The sequence below is a fragment of the Pseudomonas sp. S3E12 genome (assembly GCF_001702295.1).
GTDB lineage: Bacteria > Pseudomonadota > Gammaproteobacteria > Pseudomonadales > Pseudomonadaceae > Aquipseudomonas > Aquipseudomonas marginalis.
Map to the genome: position 1 here is coordinate 508,556 of NZ_MBDT01000032.1, position 18,601 is coordinate 527,156.

Annotated in this window: 13 protein-coding genes and 3 pseudogenes; 6 read left to right on the forward strand and 10 right to left on the reverse strand. The window is 60.5% G+C overall.

Translation table 11 applies throughout. The annotated features are described in order from the left end of the window. Nucleotides 1–81: 81 nt before the first annotated feature. Nucleotides 82–984: a DMT family transporter gene (locus BB029_RS26555; RefSeq protein ID WP_065941456.1), complete on the forward strand. Its 903-nt coding sequence runs from the start codon at nucleotides 82–84 to the stop codon at nucleotides 982–984. On the opposite strand, the gene BB029_RS26560 is transcribed toward BB029_RS26555, so the two are convergent. The 3 genes from BB029_RS26560 to fabF all read right to left on the reverse strand — a co-directional run bounded on the left by BB029_RS26560 (nucleotide 962) and on the right by fabF (nucleotide 4,733). Beyond that, nucleotides 962–2,941 carry a U32 family peptidase gene (locus tag BB029_RS26560; RefSeq protein ID WP_065941457.1) on the reverse strand — a complete coding sequence of 660 codons (1,980 nt, stop codon included), beginning with the start codon at nucleotides 2,939–2,941 and terminating at the stop codon, nucleotides 962–964. The two genes, BB029_RS26555 and BB029_RS26560, sit on opposite strands and share 23 nt — an antisense overlap. Before the next feature lie 70 nt (nucleotides 2,942–3,011). Further along, the gene (locus tag BB029_RS26565; RefSeq protein WP_065941458.1) at nucleotides 3,012–3,392 is read right to left on the reverse strand and encodes a RidA family protein; all 381 of its coding nucleotides are present in this window, start codon (nucleotides 3,390–3,392) and stop codon (nucleotides 3,012–3,014) included. Between the two features lie 72 nt (nucleotides 3,393–3,464). Beyond that, nucleotides 3,465–4,733, reverse strand: coding sequence for a beta-ketoacyl-ACP synthase II (gene fabF / locus BB029_RS26570; RefSeq protein ID WP_065941459.1), 1,269 nt, complete (start codon nucleotides 4,731–4,733; stop codon nucleotides 3,465–3,467). Nucleotides 4,734–4,840: 107 nt separating this feature from the next. On the opposite strand from fabF, the gene BB029_RS26575 reads away from it, so the two are divergent. From BB029_RS26575 to BB029_RS34355, 3 genes and pseudogenes are all read left to right on the forward strand, one after another. Continuing rightward, nucleotides 4,841–5,329, forward strand: a complete 489-nt coding sequence (locus BB029_RS26575; protein WP_065941460.1) for a helix-turn-helix domain-containing protein — start codon at nucleotides 4,841–4,843, stop codon at nucleotides 5,327–5,329. Nucleotides 5,330–5,453: 124 nt separating this feature from the next. After that, nucleotides 5,454–6,221, forward strand: a pseudogene (locus BB029_RS34350) (PAS domain-containing protein); the annotation flags it as partial. A 111-nt stretch (nucleotides 6,222–6,332) separates the two neighbouring features. Continuing rightward, a pseudogene (locus tag BB029_RS34355) lies at nucleotides 6,333–6,809 on the forward strand (methyl-accepting chemotaxis protein); the annotation flags it as partial. 75 nt (nucleotides 6,810–6,884) lie between these two features. On the opposite strand, the gene BB029_RS26585 reads toward BB029_RS34355, so the two are convergent. The 5 genes from BB029_RS26585 to BB029_RS26605 form a co-directional block, all read right to left on the reverse strand. Further along, complete coding sequence (locus tag BB029_RS26585; RefSeq protein ID WP_065941462.1) at nucleotides 6,885–8,009, reverse strand: hypothetical protein; 1,125 nt, start codon at nucleotides 8,007–8,009, stop codon at nucleotides 6,885–6,887. Then, nucleotides 8,002–9,858: an AAA family ATPase gene (locus BB029_RS26590; protein WP_065941463.1), complete on the reverse strand. Its 1,857-nt coding sequence runs from the start codon at nucleotides 9,856–9,858 to the stop codon at nucleotides 8,002–8,004. The genes BB029_RS26585 and BB029_RS26590 overlap by 8 nt, the downstream gene beginning before the upstream one ends. Then, complete coding sequence (locus tag BB029_RS26595) at nucleotides 9,859–11,487, reverse strand: hypothetical protein (RefSeq protein ID WP_065941464.1); 1,629 nt, start codon at nucleotides 11,485–11,487, stop codon at nucleotides 9,859–9,861. Further along, nucleotides 11,484–13,226 carry a class I SAM-dependent DNA methyltransferase gene (locus BB029_RS26600; RefSeq protein ID WP_065941465.1) on the reverse strand — a complete coding sequence of 581 codons (1,743 nt, stop codon included), beginning with the start codon at nucleotides 13,224–13,226 and terminating at the stop codon, nucleotides 11,484–11,486. Before BB029_RS26600 ends, BB029_RS26595 begins: the two co-directional genes overlap by 4 nt. A gap of 170 nt (nucleotides 13,227–13,396) precedes the next feature. After that, nucleotides 13,397–14,266: an oxaloacetate decarboxylase gene (locus BB029_RS26605; protein WP_065941466.1), complete on the reverse strand. Its 870-nt coding sequence runs from the start codon at nucleotides 14,264–14,266 to the stop codon at nucleotides 13,397–13,399. A 301-nt stretch (nucleotides 14,267–14,567) separates the two neighbouring features. Between BB029_RS26605 and BB029_RS26610 the strand changes: the two genes are divergently transcribed. Then, nucleotides 14,568–15,524, forward strand: coding sequence for an ABC transporter substrate-binding protein (locus tag BB029_RS26610; RefSeq protein WP_065941467.1), 957 nt, complete (start codon nucleotides 14,568–14,570; stop codon nucleotides 15,522–15,524). 23 nt (nucleotides 15,525–15,547) lie between these two features. Further along, nucleotides 15,548–16,918 (forward strand): LLM class flavin-dependent oxidoreductase, encoded by a 1,371-nt coding sequence (locus BB029_RS26615; RefSeq protein WP_065941468.1) that lies wholly within the window; start codon nucleotides 15,548–15,550, stop codon nucleotides 16,916–16,918. On the opposite strand, the gene BB029_RS34360 is transcribed toward BB029_RS26615, so the two are convergent. Together BB029_RS34360 and BB029_RS34365 are read right to left on the reverse strand one after the other, a co-directional pair. After that, complete coding sequence (locus BB029_RS34360; protein WP_371914639.1) at nucleotides 16,908–17,729, reverse strand: methyl-accepting chemotaxis protein; 822 nt, start codon at nucleotides 17,727–17,729, stop codon at nucleotides 16,908–16,910. The two genes, BB029_RS26615 and BB029_RS34360, sit on opposite strands and share 11 nt — an antisense overlap. A 36-nt stretch (nucleotides 17,730–17,765) precedes the next feature. Then, a pseudogene (locus BB029_RS34365) lies at nucleotides 17,766–18,578 on the reverse strand (cache domain-containing protein); the annotation flags it as partial. Nucleotides 18,579–18,601 lie beyond the last annotated feature (23 nt).

Consider the following 18,601-nt stretch of genomic DNA (forward strand, 5'->3'; position numbering starts at 1 on the left):
GCGGGATTTTGCCTTTTTTAGTCACTGGAGCCGCGCACAAGCAGATTGCCATAATTGAGCCTCACTTGAGGAGCATCAATCATGGATTCATCCATCCGTCGCGGTTCGTGGGAAATGATCGCCGCCATGCTGATCTCGGGCACCATCGGCTGGTTTGTGCTGGTGTCCGGCGTGTCGGTGATCGAAGTGGTGTTCTGGCGCTGCGTGATCGGCGGCCTGACCCTGTTGCTGGTGTGCGCGCTGCTCGGCTACCTGCGCCTGGACCTGCTCAGTTGGGCCACGTTCGGCCTGGCGATGCTCAGTGGCGTGGCGATTGTCGGCAACTGGTTGCTGCTGTTCGAATCCTATTCCCGCGCCTCGATCGCCATCAGCACGGCGGTGTACAACGTGCAGCCGTTCATGTTGGTGATGCTGGCGGCGCTGTTCCTGGGAGAAAAGATAACCGTGCAGAAACTGGCGTGGCTGAGCCTGGCGTTCCTGGGAATGCTGGCGATCGTCACCGCCCATGGTAATCAGCCAACCGGCGACGATTACCTTGCAGGCATTGCCCTGGCGCTGGGCGCGGCATTGCTGTACGCGATTGCCGCACTGATCATCAAGCGTTTGAAGGACGTACCACCGCATTTGATGGCGTTGATCCAGGTGACCACCGGCGCTGTGTTACTGGCGCCCTTGGTGCCTTGGAACAGCTTGCCTGCCACCACCAACGCCTGGGCTGCATTGGTCACGCTCGGCGTGGTGCACACCGGTTTGATGTATGTGTTGCTCTATGGCGCGATCCAGAAACTGCCCACCGCCATCACTGGCGCTCTGTCGTTTATCTACCCGATTGCGGCGATCTTCGTCGATTGGATTGCCTTCGGGCATCGCCTGGGCTGGCTGCAATGGCTGGGGGGGGCGGCGATTCTGCTGGCGGCGGCGGGGTTGCAGCGGGGCTGGTGGTGGCCCCGCTCCCATAGGGTCAGTGCGTGCCCTGAAAGATGATATTTTCCGGGTTGAAATGCTCCACCACACTGCCCGGTTGTGGCAACCCAAGGATATGCCCCTTGATCTTGCCCACCACGTGCATTTCGCAGGGTTTGCAGTCGAACTTCAACGTCAACACTTCATCGCCGTGAATCAACTGCATCGGCGCGACCTTGGTCTTCACCCCTGTCACACCCTTGGCCTGTTTAGGGCACAGGTTGAAGGAGAAACGCAGGCAGTGCTTGGTGATCATCACCGGCACTTCGCCTTTCTCTTCATGGGCTTCAAAGGCTGCGTCGATCAGCTTCACCCCGTGACGGTGGTAGAAGTCGCGGGCTTTCTGGTTGTAGACGTTGGCCAGGAACGACAGGTGCGCTTCCGGGTACACCGGCGGCGGCGTGGTCTCGGCCTTGCGCCCGCCACGGGGGTGGGCGGCAACACGGGCTGCGGTCAGGGCTTCGATCACTTCGCGGCGCAATGCCTTGAGCTGCGAGTTGGGAATGAAGAACGCCTGGGGGGCATCCAGTTCGATGCGGGTGGCGTGATACTCGGTGGTACCGAGTTGGCCAAGCAGGTCGCGCAGGGTGTCCAGCGCCTGTTCCGGCTTGTTGGCCGCGCCAAACGGGCCGGGCAGGGTGACGCTGGCGTGGATGCCTTCTTCGCTGGTGGCGGTGACGTCCAACTGCTCTTCACGCAAACGCGCGACCCATGACAGGCCGATACGGCGTTCGGCCGAGGTCTTGAGCAACGCCTGTTGCCAGTTGTGGTCGAGGTTGCGGTTCAGCGGGTGGTTCGGGCGCAACTGATGCAGGCCGGCCGGCATTTCATTCGGCTCGACGCGGTAGCGGTAGCGCTTCTCGCCGTCTTCCTCGAACTCGCCCTTGGGCTCGGCGATGTTGGCGCGAAAACCCACCACTTCACGCTTGACCAGCACATTGAGGCCGTCGCCGTTGGACAGCGGCTCATGGGTGATCACTTGCAGGTCACGCTTGCCGGCTTTTTCCACCACGCCCACCGGCAAACCGGTGAAAGTCGGGGTGTCGAAGGCGCCGATGTCGATCTTGCGGTCGCTGACAAAGTAGTCGGTGCTGCCACGGTGGAAGGTTTTTTCCGGGTCGGGCAGGAAGAAGTGCGCGGTACGGCCGCTGGACGCGCGCGCCAGGTCCGGACGGTCTTCGAGGATTTCGTCGAGGCGCTGGCGGTAATAGGCGGTGATGTTCTTCACATAACCCATGTCCTTGTAGCGGCCTTCGATCTTGAAGGAGCGCACGCCGGCTTCCACCAGCGCACGCAGGTTGGCGCTCTGGTTGTTGTCTTTCATCGACAGCAGGTGCTTTTCAAAGGCCACGACGCGGCCCTGGTCGTCTTTCAAGGTGTACGGCAGGCGGCACGCCTGGGAGCAGTCCCCACGGTTGGCGCTGCGGCCATTTTGCGCGTGGGAGATATTGCACTGCCCGGAGAACGCCACGCACAGGGCACCGTGGATAAAGAACTCGATGGCGGCATCGGTCTCGTCGGCGATGGCGCGGATTTCCTGCAGGTTCAGCTCGCGGGCCAACACCAACTGCGAGAACCCGGCCTGGTCGAGGAACTTGGCGCGGCCCAGGGTGCGGATGTCGGTCTGGGTGCTGGCGTGCAGCTCGATGGGCGGGATATCCAGCTCCATCACCCCAAGGTCCTGCACGATCAGCGCGTCGACACCGGCGTCGTAGAGCTGATGGATCAGCTTGCGCGCGGCTTCGAGTTCGTTGTCATGCAAGATGGTGTTGATAGTCGTGAAGACGCGGGCGTGGTAACGACGGGCGAATTCCACCAGTTGAGCGATATCGCTCACTTCGTTGCACGCGTTATGGCGCGCGCCGAAGCTCGGGCCGCCAATGTAGATGGCGTCGGCGCCATGCAGGATGGCCTCGCGCGCGATGGCGACATCGCGGGCAGGGCTGAGCAATTCCAGGTGATGCTTGGGCAAGGACATAGTTTTTTTAGTCAGGCTTGTCACGGTTGAGGCGCGCATTGTAGCTGTGAAATGCCTGACCGGCATTACTTCAGGCTTGAGCGGCCATCGCGGTGACTTCCACACGCATGCCGTCTACCGCCAGCGCAGCCACGCCAACCGCCGCGCGCACGGGCCAGGGCTTGGCAAAAAAGCGTTTGTAGACCTCATTGAACGCGGCGCGGTCGGCCATATCGGTCAGATAAATGGTCAGGTGCATGACCCGGTCCATGGAGCTGCCGGCCTTTTCCAGCGCGACTTTCAGTGCTTGCAGGGTGCATTCGCTTTGCAGGGTGATGTCACCCAGTTCCAGGCTGCCGTCGGCGCGGGTCGGGATCTGGGTGGAGACCAGGATGCCGTTGAAACCGATAACGTCGGAGGAAATCGAGTCGGCATCCGGATCGGGGGTGTAGGACAGGTCGTGGTTGGCCATGGGCGCCTCTTGTTGGCAATAACGGAAAGGCGCCATGGTCCCCGAAAACAATCCCAGGGGCAAACCGCTGGCTTATACCCAGCGGCGGAACAACACGCTGGCATTCACGCCACCAAACCCGAAGCCGTTGGACAGCGCGTATTCAATCGCCATCGGCCGCGCATCACCGCGCACCATGTCCAGCCCCTCGGCCAGGTCATCCGGGTGTTCCAGGTTGAGGGTCACCGGCGCGACCTGATCGCGCAGGGCAAGTACGGTGAAGATCGCCTCGATGCCGCCCGCGGCGCCCAGCAAATGGCCGGTGGCGGACTTGGTCGAGCTGATCGCCAACTGGCCACCGGCACCGAACACGGTCCTGATGGCTGCCAATTCGCCCTTGTCGCCCACCGGCGTCGAGGTGGCGTGGGCATTCAGGTACTGCACCGCGGACGCCTCGATCCCCGCCTGACGCAACGCCTGCGTCATCGCTCGGCGCGCGCCATCACCGTCTTCCGGGCCGGAGGTCATGTGGTACGCATCGGCACTGGTGCCATAGCCCACCAATTCGGCAATAGGCCGGGCACCGCGTGCCAGGGCGTGCTCCAGTTCTTCGATCACCAGGATGCCGGCACCTTCGCCCATGACAAAGCCGTCCCGCGCTTGATCGAACGGGCGCGAGGCGCGCTCGGGGGCGTCGTTGAAGTCGCTGGACAAGGCCCGCGCCGCCGCAAAGCCACCCAGGCTGACGCGGTGGATCGCCGCTTCGGCGCCACCGCACACCGCCACGTCCACTTCACCGGCACGGATCATCCGCGCAGCGTCGCCAATCGCCTGCACACCCGCCGCACAGGCCGTGACCGGCGCTCCCAACGGGCCTTTCAAGCCATAGTTGATCGACACATGCCCGGCGGCCATGTTGCTCAGGAACGATGGAATGGTGAACGGCGACAAGCGTCGCGGCCCCTTGCTGTCGGTGGTACGTACCGCCTCGGCGATGGCCGGAAAACCGCCGACGCCCGAGGCGATGATGGTGGCGGTGCGTTCCTGCTGCTCCACGGTGTCCGGGGCCCAGCCGGCCTGCTTCAGGGCTTCGTCGGCCGCCGCCAGGGCGAACAGGATGAAACGATCCATCTTGCGCTGCTCTTTTGCGGCCAGCAGGCGATCAGGATCGAACCCGGCTTCAGGGTCCTGCAGCACGCTCTGCACTTGGCCGCCGATGCTGATGGCCAGGTCGCCGATCAGTTCTTCAGGCAGGCGACGAATGCCCGAATGCCCGTTCAACAGGCGTTTCCAGGTTGACTCCACATCGGCGCCCAACGGTGTCAGCGCACCCATGCCTGTCACAACGATACGTTTACTCATGATCAATCGACTCCGGTTGCGTTGAGGGTCCAGACCTTATGGACGTCACTATCATGATGAAAGTAACATGGCGTCACATAACTGTGCACCGTCCCCAAGGAATCCTTATGCAACGCAAGTCCCTGACCCGCGACGAATGCCCCATCGCCCGCAGCCTCGACCGGGTAGGGGAGTGGTGGAGCATCCTGATCATGCGCGACGCGTTGCAGGGGCTGCGCCGCTTCGATGAGTTCTCGCGCAGCCTGGGCATCGCGCCGAACATGCTCACGCGTCGCCTGACAGCGTTGGTGGAGGCGGGGATGCTGGAGCGCAGGGCCTACAGTGAGCGGCCGCCGCGTTATGAATATGTGCCGACCGCCAAGGGCGAGGATTTCCGCATGGTGCTGATGTCGCTGGTGGCGTGGGGTAACCGGCATTACGCCGAAGAGGGCACCAGTGTCGAGTTGGTCGAGCGGGACACGGGGCGGCCGGTGCAGCCGATGTTGGCGAGTGCTGAGGGACACATCGTGCCCTTGGATCGCTGTGTGTTGCAGGCTGGCCCGGCGGCCAGTACCGGTATGCGGGAGCGCTTGGCTTCGCTTGCCGCAAAGCCTTGAATCCTGCGGGCTCAAGCAATAATTTGACGTCAGAAAATAATCCTGCTGCACCGCTTAAAGTCGCGTATTTCCCAGCCGATAGCGAGTCAAGACACAGGTTTTTCCGCACGGCTGAGGGCTCGTCATGTTCAATACAACACTCAAAACCGAACTGGCGGCCAGGACGGCCGAAGTCACCGAGTACAAAGGACTGATCAGCGCCCTGGAACGCTCCATGGCGGTCGTCGAATTCGACCTCAACGGCAAGGTCCTGCGTGCCAACGATAACTTCCTGAAAACCCTGGGCTACAGTCGCGACCAATTGGCGAGCAAATCCCACCGGGACTTTTGCTTGCCGGCGCTGACCAACAGCCCGGCCTACGGTCAGTTCTGGGGTGAGCTCAAGGCCGGTAAGTTCGTATCGGGCACCTTCAAGCGCGTGGATGCCCACGGCAAGACGGTCTGGCTGGAAGCCAGCTACAACCCGGTACTGGATGAGCGTGGCCAAGTGCTGAAAGTGGTCAAGTACGCCCTGGATGTCACCGCCAAAGTCGAACAGGAGGCGGCGACCCGCAGCAAACTGGCCGCAGTGGATCGGGCAATGGCAGTGATCGAGTTCGACTTGAACGGTCAGGTGCTGGACGCCAACGAGAACTTTCTGCACGTCATGGGCTATACGCTGGCCGAAATCAAAGGCAAGCACCACCGCTTGTTTTGCGAACCCAGCCTGATCAACAGCAGCGAGTACACCGACTTCTGGCGACGCTTGAACAACGGTGAATTTTTCACCGGGCAGTTCAAACGTCTCGGCAAGCATGGCCGTGTCGCGTGGCTGGAGGCCAGTTACAACCCGGTCTACGACGGCGACGGCACGCTGATCAAGATCGTCAAGTTTGCCAGTGACATCACTGAACGCGTGGAAAAGTTCGAGGAAGACTCACGCGGCGCCTCCCGGGCCTACCATATTTCCTCCGAGACCGAGCGGTTTGCCGAGCACGGTACCCAAGTGATCCAGGATACGGCGACAGAGATGCGCCGGATCGCCGAGAATATCGGCGCATCGGCGCGCCTGGTCGGGCAGCTGGGCGACCGCTCCGAGCAAATTACCGCCATCGTCAATACCATTCGAGGCATCGCCGACCAGACCAACCTGTTGGCGCTCAACGCGGCCATCGAGGCTGCCCGTGCGGGCGACCAAGGACGTGGTTTTGCCGTGGTGGCCGATGAGGTCAGGCAATTGGCGGGGCGTACCAGCCGCTCGACTGCGGAAATCGCCGAAATGATCGGCATGATCCTTTCGGAAACCCGCGACGCGGTGGCCAGCATGAGCGCCACCCAGGAAGGCGCACAACGTGGCGTGAACCTGGCGGACCAGGCGGGTTCGGTGATTTTGCAGATCCGCACCAGCACCAGTGATGCGGTGCAGGCCGTGAGTATGTTTGCGTCGAAACTGGATGAGTCGGAGGTTATTCCCAAGACGGCTGTCGGCTGGGTAGGCTAAGCCGGGCGCGCCGGTCAGTCATGGCCCTGGCTGGCGCGAAGCCCCACGTTCAAGGTGTTCCCGTGTGGACGAGGGTCATACCAGGCCCAGTGCGACTTTTTCATTGAAGTCTGCCTCCAGTTCGGCTTGCCACCCCAGAAATCGAGCCGGATCGCAGATCACTTGAAACAGTGCTTGATGCACGGCGTGATTGGGTTCTGCCTCGCTGAGGCCTTTAGCCATGTCATGCACCATCCTGTCGAGTTCCTGACACGTCAGGGCCGCCTTTCTATCGACCTGCCAGCGCTCCAGCAAGCGTTGGACCTTACGGTATTCGGCGCGCACTTCTTTGCCCCAGCGGTCGCTCAGGTTGAACACGCTGTTCAGGTTGACAACCCGGGGCGCATCAATCGGATCGATACTTTCCAGTTGAACCTTAAGGCTGACCGGGAGCAGCTTCAGCGCAAATTTCCCCGCCGGTTGCCGTTTGTAGGGATGGAACCACTCCTGGAACGAGCCCTGGGTGTGGACCTTTTCCTGTCCTTTATTGGGCGCTTCGTTGCAGTCGTCGCACATCGGGATGAGGTTGTGTGCACATACTGACAACAGCGGGAATTGCGCTTTTGCTACCCAGTGATCCACATGTGCCTTGCCCAACTCAGCCCCGCACACCACACAGGCCTCACGAGCATCGGGGTCGGGGTCGACTTTGTGCCTCTCTAGAAAGTCCTGCTTGAAGGACTCGTAGGTAACCTGGCTGGGCTTGTCGTCAGTGACATTGCCCGTCACACCATAAGGCAGGCCCTCACGCAACCCCGGCGAGTAGAACGCTTCCATCAGTTTTTGCAGGGCCTTCCAGTCGTCCTCGGTCTGCAATGGGCTTGTGATGGGAAGCACGAGGGTGTTGGGCGCCAATGAAAAATAGTCCGACACATCGCTGGTTTTCATCACCCACTGTTTCAAGTGGTTTTTGTCGCTGACGCTGAGATCGGCCAATCGAATCGCGTGCGTCAACAGTGTTGTTGCGCTCACCTTTCGCCCCAGGAAGTGCCAGAGCCATTCGCCCTCGATCCGCGTGCCCAGTGCCTTGATGAGTTCTGCTTCAGTGAGTCGGCTGCTATTGACGGTGGGCTCACACAGCCATAAGGCAAAGGTGTGCATCATTTTTTGGCAGGCGGCCAACGCCGGGGCCCACTTGCTGTATTGAATCGTCTTAAACATTCGGGTTGCCCTCGTAATGTTGCTTGAGCAACTCGAGAACGCCTTCGCGCATCGCCCCCTCCTTCAGGGTTGGCAGCAGTTGCTTGAGCGCCCTGACTTCGTCGTTTTCCTTCCAGCGGTTCAACAGCACCCGCAGTTCCGATCGGTGGAAACCCGTACCCAGGTGCGCAATCAAGGTTTCGACTCGGGCAACGTCCCCTGGCTGAGGGACTTCGATATTCTTCACCTCTTCCAGGAACGCTTCGATGCGAGCCTTGGCCCGCGAACCGATGCTGTCCTTGGCCTTGAACACCTTCATCAACAACGCGCCGGGCTCGGTACCGAATGTACGCGTGTTCAAGGTGCCGGCGCTGGAGTGGCCGGCGCTGTCTTTGGTGATCAGAATGACTTCCTCGTCAAACACGTCGGACAGCACAATCGACGAGTGGCTGGCCACCAGGACAGCGCTGTTGTCCCTGCCCATGGCGTGTTCGATGATGCCGACAATTTCGCGCTTCCAGCTGTCATTGAAATGGGTCTCGGGCTCATCCAGGAGCAACAGCGCGTCCGGCTCACCCGCCAGTAGATAAAACAAGGCCCAGCGACGCAGGACCATCTGTTCGCCGTCCGACATTTCACTGTAGGCCATGACGCCTTTGTCCTGAAGGGCATCCTCGCGACGGTTTTTTACATCGCGACGAATGCACATCTCAAAATCGTCAACCAGGCCAAGGGCCATCCAGCGAATCAACTCATGGAAGCGACTGAACGGGCTTTGGCTGGCTTCCCCCAGCATCAGTGCCAGCGCATCCCCTTGATACTGAACGCCCTGGTGGTGAAAGCGCCGGTCGAAGCAGGACTGGCGCGTGTGAGGCACAAGGCCGTCGATATCGAAATAAACCCTGCGCAATGAGCGAGTTGGATGTGGGATGGCAATCACATCACCGGCCATCAGCAGCAGGTCATGAATTTTTTTCTGGAACGCCGGCTGCGCGGCTTTCACTTTATCCAGGTCAATCTGCAGGCTCACACTGACCAATTGATGCCAGCCGGTTTTTTGCAGCAGTGCGGCCAACCGGTGCTCTCCCAGGCCGCTACGGGCGACCAGGTTATCGTGCAGCACCACCGCCAGCAGCGCGGCGTCAGGTCGATTATCGCTGAGCAGGAAAGGCCGACTGAGCAGGTCACTTGCATCACGGTTGATATACGCCAAGGGGCTGCTTTGCCGGCTCGGCAACTCTGCGAGCCGTACGCTGCTCTCGTCGTAATGAGTCCAGCCGGCCGGGCGCTCCATGCCCTGGCCGTAGAGCTCCTGATCGTTGATATCGGGGAGCGCATCGGCGCTGAGCGGTGGCTGCCAGATGGCTTGCCAGGGCCTCCATGACCCGGATGTGTAGGCCAGGACTTTGGGCAGCAGATCTTTCACGCCTTGGGGGAAGCTGCCCCTGGGTACCCGCGTGACGAATCCAAGTGACTCATGCTCACCCTTGCGCAACGCGGCAAGGCACTGGGTGAACGTGGCTTCGGCGCAATGCTTGGGAAAAGGATTCTCCGTGCGTTGCCAGATGGCGGCTTCGCTTTTTTTGCCAGGGTTGTCGAAGACGATTTCGGAAAACTGTTCATCCGCGCCCAACTCATAGATCAGCGTAAAGGGAAAACCCGGGAGCTGCCCGTCCGCCATTGCCAGGAAGATTGCGGAAATCGCCCTGAGCAGATGGCTCTTGCCACTTCCGTTAAGCCCGGCGATGAAATGGATCCCGCAGCGGTTGGTTTCATCACCCAGCACCGGCCAAGGGGCCTTGTTCGAGAAACTGATCTTGACGTGGGACAGTGGAGGGTAACGGTCGATACTCAGATAACGCAGGCGCATTTATAACCCCAACTCGGCTTCGAGAATGCTCGCTCTCAATGCTTTGGCATCCCGTGATGCCAGGCCGTCTTTTACGTGCCCGTCCGCGCTCTGCCGATAGGCGCGGAACGCTGCCAGATAGGGCGCTGCATCGCCCTGGCCACGGGGCGGAAGGCTGATGTGCTGGATCAAGCCCAGCGCGCAGAGTTGTTCCAAGGTCCGGCGGATCTGGCTGGGACTGACGTATTCATGCAGAGGGTTCAAGGCGTGCGAGGTGCAGAAGGCGTCGAAGCTTTCAGGGTCGTCGACAATCAGCGCCTGGCGGCGTCCACGCAGGCCGCGCCATACCAGGCGTTGGAGCAAGGAGAGTTGTTCAGTCGCCGTGGTGCGGTAGGCACGCCTGAATGCGCTGGATAAGACCGGTGAAACCTCACTGGCGTCGATTTCATCGTCGGGTACCGATAGCGCCACATACGGCGGTGAAGGCGCGCGCCAACGTGCGGACAACTTGCCGTCGAAGGCGTCCCTAGCGATTGCATGATAGAGAACACGGGACTTTTTCTTGGCCTGCGCAAGCGCGGTCACAGGCACCGCATCAAGTATTCCAAGGATGCGGCGCTGCTCGGCCCGAGTTGGCAGTGCAACCTTCATGCGCCCCAGATACTTTTCATCGAGAGGCCGTTCGGTCGTTACGGTCAGGTCGAACCAGGCCGATCGGAACAACGACGCGAGGTAGTCAGCGCAAACCTCATCCTTTGGACGCAAGACAGTCAATGTGCGCGAGGCGAATTTCGGCATATCCCCCTTGGGCACGACGCCCACTTGGCCATAGGTAACCCGGTCGGGATGTGCTCCGAGCAACAGGTCACCGGTGCGAACTTCACGGCCGGGATTGGGCATGTCGTGTAAACGCACCAAGGTTGGCCGTAGGTGGGACATCAAAAGATCCCGGTGGGCAAAGAACGCCACCTCGGTATCCGCTGCGTACCCAGCCTTGGCCCCGTCATCGTGAGGGTTGATCCAAACGATGTCAGCCAACGTCAGCAGTGCCCAGCCTGGCCCTGTTGTCCCGGCAGGCGGCAACATGAGCCGCGTTGTCAGTTCGCGCTTGAGGTGGTGGGCTCTGTTTACGGCTTCGCGATAGGGACGGACACTCGCTTGCTCAAGCGCGTCGACGATATACCGCTGCTCGTCGATTGAGGGCAACGCAATGTGCAGGTTGCGAAAAAAGCCATGGGACAAGGTGGGCTGGCTGCGCGTTGAGGTGTTACTGCGTGCGGCGAGTTGCCGGAGCCAAGGTTGTTGGAAGAAATGCCAGAGATAGTGGGCAGAGAGTTGGGGGCCTGGGCGTAGAACGCTCATCTGGGGGCCGAATCCCACCCCCTGTGGCAAGTCGCCGACCACCGCCGAAATCCAACGCCCTGACGTGACGCCGGCAAACAACACATCGCCCTGGCAAAACATGGCGGTGCCTTCAGGGACGTCGGCCAACAAACGCTGGTTGGTGTTCAGGATTTCGCCGGTTTCATCGTCAATTCCCGCGTAGTCGACGTAGTCGACCGACAATTCATCGGCGGGCAGGCTGTGCCTCGGGTTGAGTTTGCACACCTGCAGCAACGGCACTTCCCGCCAACGGGAAACGGCACTCATTGGCCCGCCTCCAGCAGCCCACGTAAGTCGCCCAACCGGTCGAGAATGCTTTGTTCTATCGCGCAAAGCTCATCAAGCAGCTCCAGCGTGCTGGCGCCCTCAGGAACCCTCGGCGCTTCAGGCCAGCGGTAATCATTGAGATCCAGGCTCCATTGGTTGGCCTCGATACAGTGGGGGGCCAGGAAACCCTCCTGCAGGACGCCGTCGACATAGAGTTGCCGCGCCATCTCTGCCGCGTATTCCGGACGCACGCGTCGGGCCTCGTCGTGGGAACCCTTGATTTGACCGGTAAGGTCCTGCCATTCGGGGTTGGGCACCCACTCGCGAACAGGCACTCGCCATTGCTTGGTAACGCTGGCCCGGCTTGGGAAGAACTGCATGAACTGACGACCCGGAGCACTGCCATCCAGGTCGTTTGTAGACAGCGCGATGACTTCGTTCACAAAGTAGTCGCGAGTGGCCTGTTTTGTCCCATCCAGAGGCTGATAATACACACCGCTTTCCAACCGCTTATTTCGCCGCCGAAAGTGCACCATGGCGTCGTACAGGTCGTTCTTGTCTTCCCCGACTTCGTAAAACCACACGCTGCCGGTCTTGGGTGCGGTGTGGGTGTCCAGCGCTGAGGCATGCTCCGAACTCTGGACTTTCTTGAAGATCAGCAAGGCGACGGGGGTAGAGACTTGTGGCAGTGTTCCGGGCGGCAGCAGAATCACCCCCTCGACGACATGCCGCACGAGCAACTCGTGGCGCAATCGGCGCTGTGCTCGCGTGGTTCCGTAGAGCACGCCCTGGGGCACGATCAAGGCGGCACGGCCTTTGATTTTAAGCAAGTCAAGGGAGCGCCAAATGAACAGCAGCTCCAGCCGGCGGGTGAGTTTATCTTTTTCACTGAATGCGCTAGGCGGCAGGTAACCCGCACTGGCCGGCAGGGCATCATCACCTACGTTGCCCAGTGGCAGGTCACACAGGACATAATCGTAATGAGCGCTTTGCAGCAACCTTTTGACGGCATGACCGTCGAGCAGTCGGGAAACACTGTTACCGGTGTGCAACTGGGTGGGATTGAGCTTGTGCAAGAGCATGCTCATCCAGCCGATGCGCGCCATTGACTTGTCTACGTCGATGCCCACAGGGATCCTGCGCGAAGCTTTGCTGCCGCTATTCATCATGTAGTGCTCGGCGTCGAGCAATAACCGCGCCGTGCCCACAGCGGGATCGATCAAGCGGGCACCGGGTGTGGGGTCCAACAACGACACGATAAATCGCGACAGTCGCGGCGGCGTGGTATTCAGCGAATTTCCACCCACGGCGGCGAGCTTGAGCAGATCATCGAACGCCTTGCCGGCCGACGGGGCTGTAAGCGTTCTTTTTTCAACGAAGTTGAACAGCCCGTCCACGGCCTTCAACAGCATGAGCAAGGCTTCGGGTTTGGAGGATTCCAACTGGAAATAGGCGTCGCTGAACAGCCCATTCAAGTCCAGGCGCACCTTGTCGGACACATCGTGGATCGCTTCATAGTCCCGCAGGCGCCGAAAGACATTGCCCGCCAGGAGGGGAGCGGGGTCGGCGCTCTCCAGCAGCGCGGTCCAGGACCGGTCAAACCGTAGGTGCTCCAGATACTTGATCAGAATCAGGCAGGCAATTTGCTCGACAGCGACCTGAGGCGAAGACGCGAGACCGGAGGCCACGAGGATATTCCACAGCGCAACGGCTTGATTAGGGGCGTGTTCAGTCGACATCGGAGTCCTTTTCGATAGGTGTGGCGGTCAAGCCGGCAAGCATAGAGGCAAATGGCCAGAATTGGCAGCCAAGGCGGGCGAATTGAAGGCAGGACCAGGCTTAGGCCAGGCCCAAGCCTGGGCAGGTGGATGGGTCAGTCAACCCAGGCAAGGAGGGTGATGGTTCGGGATTACTCTTTCACATCCATGAACTCTTCAGCCCACGCCACATAGCTCTCTGGCAACGTGTAGGTATGGGTCAGTTCGGTAGCGCTGAGGTTCGAGGTGCTGTGGGTCAACTGACGCTGGGCACGCAGGCTGTCGTAGGTGGCCTTGATCGCCGCAAAATACGCGCCATGACCGGCAACTACCACGCGCACGCCTAGGCTGGCCAGGCGTTGGGCGTCATGGAGTTTGGGATTGCCGTAGGTCACCAGCATCAGCGGAACCGTAAGGTTTTCGGCGATTTTTTCCAGATGCTCGAAGTCGCTGATGCCAACCATGCAAATCCCATCGGCACCGGCCTTTTGATAGGCCAGGGTACGCTCGATAACGGCTTCAGTCGGCAATACGCCGGCGTTGGTCCGGGCGATGATCGACAGTTCAGGATCGACACGGGCTTCCAGGGCGGCGCGGACCTTGCCGATGCCTTCCTGGATGGAAATCAGGTCGGTGGATTTGCGCCCGAACTGTGCCGGCAGCAGCGTGTCTTCAATCGTCAATGCCGCAACGCCGGCGCGCTCAAGCTCTTCGACGGTGCGCATCACGTTGAGTGCATTGCCGTAACCGTGGTCGGCATCGGCAATAAAGGGCAACTGGGCGACGCGGCCGATACGGGTGGCCTGCTCGACGAACTCACTCAGCGTGATCAAGGCAAAATCGGGTGCTGCCAGTACCTGCAACGACGCGACTGACCCTCCCAGGATACCCACCTCAAACCCCAGGTCTGCCGCGATACGGGCGGACATGGGGTCGAATACGGAAGCGGTTTCAACGCAGCTCGGCTTGGCCAGCAGTTCGCGGAAGTTGCGGCGCAGCGTCGAGTGAGATTTTTTGGGCATGTTCTTTCCTGGCTCTGGTCATCGTCATGTGACGATCTATGTCTATTCGTGGTCGCGCGAGATTACCATGCAGGCGGGGCGGGGATTATGACGTTTGAGCATGGGGTATGCTGGAAACAGATGGTGCACGTCGGCCTTAAAATGCTGATTCCGCATTATTATAGAATTACGTTATGCATTATAAGAAGTTTACAGCAGCCAGTCCGGTCCTTATGGTGTGGGCAGATTATTCCTGTGAACACTACCGAGACCGTACGCACGGATCGACTTGAACGGCCTGACAAGGCATCTGGAGACGAACGTGCGTTACCTGACGAGACTGGCGGCCGGGTTGGCGGCCGTATTGCTGTGCCTGACCGCAAATGCGCAAACGCTGGTGGTGGGCGACCAAAGCTACAACGCCCAGGCCGCGATGGAAGCGGCGGGGGTGCTTGAAAACCTGCCCTATACCCTTGAATGGAAGCAGTTCACCGCCGGGTCGCCGGTTGCCGAAGCACTCAACGTCGGCAGCCTGGACATTGGCTTGCTGGGTGATGCGCCCGTGCTGTTCCTGGGCGCATTGGGCGCGCCCATCAAGGTGATTGCGGTCAGTCGGCAAAATCTCGACGGCGTGGCCATTCTGGTGAAAAACGATTCGCCGATCAGGAGTCTTGCAGACCTTGCAGGCAAGCGTGCGGCCATCTGGAAAGGCTCCTGGAGCCAGCAACTGTTGTTGACTGCGCTGGATAAAGCCGGCGTGCCACGAGACTCACTGGAGTTGCGCTACCTCAGTGCGCTGGATGCCTCCCATGCCTTGGAAGGCGGCTCGGTGGACGTTATCGCCACCTGGGAACCTTACGTTACGCAGCAGGAACGCCAAGGCGCGCGGGTGCTCGCGACGGCTGACGGGTTGATCCCGGCCCAGAGCTTCATTGCAGCCAACGCCCGTGCCGTCGAAGCCAAGCGTGTGCAGATCAGCGATTTTCTCCAGCGCCTGAAAAAGGCGCGTGACTGGGCTCGCCAAACCCCGGCCAACACCGACGCTTATGCCGATGCGTGGGCCAGGCGTACGCGTGCGGACGCCGGTATCGCGCGGGCCTGGTTTGCCCGTGCGCGCACGACCGTCGAGCCCGTGACGGCGCAGTCGCCAGTAGAGGCGCAAAAGACCGTGGACTTTTTTGCCGGCCAAGGGTTGGTCAAGTCGTACCCGGCAGCCAATCTGTTCGATCAGTCATTCGCGGCGTCCCTGCAGCCGGCCGTCGCTGAGAACCAGCCGTGAAGGCGCCAAGGAAGACTCTGAACATGACCAGCAGACAGCTCAAACTGGGTGCCTTGACGATGGGCAGTGGCGGGCCGGGTCGCCATAACCTGTGGCTCGATCCTCAATTACCGGCTGACGCCAGCGTCAACGTCGACTGGTACATCGATATTGCGCGTCAGGCCGAGGCGGCGTTGTTCGACTTGATATTTATCGTCGACAGCCAGTTCATCACACCGGGGTCGCCCTCCCATTACCTGAATCGGCTGGAACCGCTGACGCTGCTCTCGGCGCTGGCCGTGAGCACACGCCATATAGGCTTGGTCGGTACGCTGACCACCTCTTACAACTCGCCCTACAACGTTGCGCGGCGCCTGGCCTCACTGGACCTGATCAGCAAAGGGCGTGCGGGATGGAACGTGGTGACCAGCGGCGATGCCGGTACCGCCGGCAATTACAGCCGGGACGAACACTACGATTACGACACGCGCTACGGCCGAGCGGCTGAACACGTCCAGGTTGTGCAGGGCTTGTGGAACTCCTACGAGGAAGATGCCTTCGTGCGCGACCGGGCGAGCGGGCAGTTTCTCGACCCGAGCAAACTGCATCGCCTGAATCACCAGGGCGAGCATTTTTCGGTGGTCGGCCCGCTGAATATCCAACGCTCACCCCAAGGCCAGCCGGTGATATTCCAGGCCGGTGATTCGCCCCAGGGGCGCGAGTTGGGTGCCGCCACGGCCGATGTGATCTTTACCCATGCCGCCAGTATCGAGCAGGGCCAGGCGTTCTATCGGGATGTAAAGGGCAGGGCAGCACAACGGGGGCGCGACCCGGAGCAGATACTGGTCATGCCTGGCGCTGAAATTTACGTCGGCGACACGGATGAGCACGCCCGTGAAATCGAGCAGCACTACCATCAGGTCGACCACAGCTTTGAACTCGCGCTGAAGGAATTCGGACGTAACTTTGGCTGGCATGATTTCAGCCAGTACGACCTCGATGCGCCGTTTCCCCAGGAAAGCCTCGAGTCTGCGCGCAGCAGCTTTTTTACTGCGGCCAAGCGGATTGCCGATCAGGCCCGCGAGAAAGGTTTCACGCTGCGCCAGGCCGTAGAGTTTGGTCGACAACTGCGTCCCGGCGCATTCGTCGGCACAGCTGACAAGGTCGCGCAGAAAATGGCCGACTGGTTCGAGGCCCGCGCCGTGGATGGCTTCAACATCTACATCGGGCACCCCGAGCAATTCAAGCGTTTTACCCAAGACGTCATACCGTTATTACAGGCCCGTGGCGTGTATCGCAAAGCGTATGAAGGGACGACCCTGCGCGAAAGCCTGGGGTTGCCGATTCCGCGCTTTGAGCGCCGCGGACAATGCCTCAACGCACTGGGCACCGAAAACACACCGGTTAAATCTTGAATTGCCTCAACAGGCCTTCCAGGCGATGACCGATGGCGTACAGCTCATCGACCGTGTGTACGCCGCTTTGGGTCTGGTCTGCGACGTTTTCAATCGCGCGGGCTATCTGGTGGACGCTGCGATTGATGGCTTCGGCAACCGACGTCTGCTCTTGCGCGGCGCTGGCGATGTGCGCGTTCATGGTGTTGATGGTAACGATCAACTCGACCGCCTTGCCCAGCGACTGCCCGGCTTGTTCCGCGTGCAGGCTGGCGCCATGACCTGCTGCGCCGGAGTGATTCATTGCAGTGACGACCTTGGTGGTGGCCTGGTCAAGGCGCTCGATCATCGCTTGAATTTCCTGGGTGCTGAGTTGCGTCCGGCTTGCCAGCGCGCGTACTTCGTCGGCAACTACGGCAAATCCGCGACCTGCATCCCCGGCCCGGGCGGCTTCGATCGCGGCATTGAGTGCGAGAAGGTTGGTTTGCTCGGCGATCGAGCGAATCACATCCAGCACCGTGACAATGCCTGCTACATCGCCTTGCAGGCTTTTCAGCGAGGCGCCTCCCGCGGACAGGTCCTCGGTCAGGCTGCCCAACCGGGTGATGCTTTCATTGACGACCTGCCTGGCGTGCTGGGCCTGCACATCGGTTTCGCCTGCTGCCTCTGAAGCGCTCTGGGCACTGTTGGCGACCTCTTGCGCCGCAGATGACATCTGATTGATTGCTGCAGCGACTTGATCGGTTTCCTGGCGTTGCTGTTCCATGACCTGATCGATGCATTTGCTCTGTTCGGCCACCTGGGTCACGGATGTACTCAATTCTCTGGCCATGCCGACGATCTGGCCGACCAGCCCATGAATCTTATCGGCGAAGGCATTGAACGACACGGCCACCTGGCCGAACTCGTCGCGGCTGATGGGTAAGCGCCGTGTCAGATCCCCTTCGCCCGCTGCGATTTCATCAAGGTGCTCGCGAATCCGCGACAGGGGACGCAGGCTGCTTTTAACCATTAACCCTGCGAGCACGCCGGTGATCCCGAGTGCAATCAAGGCAATGACGGTTATCCCGTAGACCAGGCTGCGCACACGCTGATGGATTTCCCCTCGTACTTGAGCAACCTGGCTTTCGATACGGTCGAGATTGATCGCGGTGACCACGACCATGTCCCAGGCCGGCAGGTAAAAGCTGTAAGCCAGCTTGGGAACGACTTTATCCGTATTGATCAGGGCCCCCGAATAGTTGACGAAATGGGTGTCGTTCTTCGCGGCGGCAACCATTTCCCGGTTCAGGTAAAGCCCGTTCCTGTCTTTGCGCTCACTCATGTTGGTGCCGACGCCTTCGCTGCTGTCACCACGAAACAGGCGCACGACCTGACTGTCGTAGCCGATAAAATAGCCGTCGTCCCCATACTTCATCCGGGACAGCCGCGCGATCGCCAGCGCACGCGTTGCTGTGCCCCCTGTCTCGGCCTGCGCATACAGTTCCGCTACCGAGGTTCGGGCAAGGTTGGCGTAGTCTTTCAAGCGTTCCCGGCTTTCATCCAGCAGGCGTTCCCGGGTCGCCGTGACTTCCTGTTCGGCGCTCGACAGCAAGGTGGTGCTCGTTGTCAGCGCCAGTACCGTGGACAACAGCACCACCGGGGCCAGCACCAGCATCAGTACTTTGTTTTTAAACAGCATGCGTGGGGTTCCTCACCTGAATC

Bases quoted from the DNA above. Each gene is read 5' to 3' on its own strand.
- BB029_RS26595 (WP_065941464.1), bottom strand. From the start codon at position 11,487: ATGAGTGCCGTTTCCCGTTGGCGGGAAGTGCCGTTGCTGCAGGTGTGC.
- BB029_RS26600 (WP_065941465.1), bottom strand. From the start codon at position 13,226: ATGTCGACTGAACACGCCCCTAATCAAGCCGTTGCGCTGTGGAATATC.
- fabF (WP_065941459.1), bottom strand. From the start codon at position 4,733: ATGAGTAAACGTATCGTTGTGACAGGCATGGGTGCGCTGACACCGTTG.
- BB029_RS26565 (WP_065941458.1), bottom strand. From the start codon at position 3,392: ATGGCCAACCACGACCTGTCCTACACCCCCGATCCGGATGCCGACTCG.
- BB029_RS26560 (WP_065941457.1), bottom strand. From the start codon at position 2,941: ATGTCCTTGCCCAAGCATCACCTGGAATTGCTCAGCCCTGCCCGCGAT.
- BB029_RS26615 (WP_065941468.1), top strand. From the start codon at position 15,548: ATGACCAGCAGACAGCTCAAACTGGGTGCCTTGACGATGGGCAGTGGC.
- BB029_RS26575 (WP_065941460.1), top strand. From the start codon at position 4,841: ATGCAACGCAAGTCCCTGACCCGCGACGAATGCCCCATCGCCCGCAGC.
- BB029_RS26585 (WP_065941462.1), bottom strand. From the start codon at position 8,009: ATGTTTAAGACGATTCAATACAGCAAGTGGGCCCCGGCGTTGGCCGCC.
- BB029_RS26555 (WP_065941456.1), top strand. From the start codon at position 82: ATGGATTCATCCATCCGTCGCGGTTCGTGGGAAATGATCGCCGCCATG.
- BB029_RS26590 (WP_065941463.1), bottom strand. From the start codon at position 9,858: ATGCGCCTGCGTTATCTGAGTATCGACCGTTACCCTCCACTGTCCCAC.
- BB029_RS26605 (WP_065941466.1), bottom strand. From the start codon at position 14,266: ATGCCCAAAAAATCTCACTCGACGCTGCGCCGCAACTTCCGCGAACTG.
- BB029_RS34360 (WP_371914639.1), bottom strand. From the start codon at position 17,729: ATGGCCAGAGAATTGAGTACATCCGTGACCCAGGTGGCCGAACAGAGC.